At 47.6% G+C, this 683-nt stretch carries 1 protein-coding gene; it reads right to left on the bottom strand.

Annotation, left to right across the window (positions count from 1 at the left end; translation table 11 throughout):
- Positions 1-218: 218 nt before the first annotated feature.
- The coding region (locus tag ACOCD2_RS24250) for a group II intron maturase-specific domain-containing protein (RefSeq protein WP_419601669.1) at positions 219-683 on the bottom strand (465 nt) is incomplete at its 5' end.

Consider the following 683-nt stretch of genomic DNA (forward strand, 5'->3'; position numbering starts at 1 on the left):
ACCGCCATAGCGGCTGATTGCGCATGCGGCGGTAAATGGCGATGGTTTTGTCCGCTTTCATTCTGATCTGGGCTCAGTGGTAGTTGCTGCTGATTACAGTTCACTAACCGTCAGAATCCTTCGCTGCCAGCCATGGAGTCGAGTAGGCAAGAGGAACCACCCCTCAAGCCTCTCACAGAACCGTACGTGAAACTCTCGCTTCATACGGCTCTTATCATTCAACCTTGCAAGCATGCTCTATTCCAGTGGGCTAATAAATGTCGATTCCTTCTTCTGAAGGCATTGACTCTTTTCGCCGCCTGGATCAACGTCCGCACCTTTTTATACTTGCGCAGTGCCCAGCGACTGAGTTTCTTATCAAAATGAAATAGGATATTTGCAATCTCCGCTTTCCCCTGTTCACCATAATAGTTCATCCAGCCTCTCAGCTTATTTCGACTATACCGGATAATCACCGCTATATCGCATTGCTGCCATTTCTGCCAAGGCCATTCATTGATGGAGCTTCGTATCCGCTTGGCTGCTTTTTGACTGATGGCTGGTAAGAAACAAACACGATAAGGGCCTTTTCTCGTTTTTACTAGCCGGGGGCGAAATGTAAACCCCAGAAAGTCAAAACTAACCCGCTCGTACTCTGCTTTGTTTATCCAGCTTTTACAGTACACAATTTTGGTCTTCTCCGG

Origin of the sequence: Thiolapillus sp., from assembly GCF_048562965.1 — a bacterium.
GTDB lineage: Bacteria > Pseudomonadota > Gammaproteobacteria > Chromatiales > Chromatiaceae > Thiolapillus > Thiolapillus brandeum_A.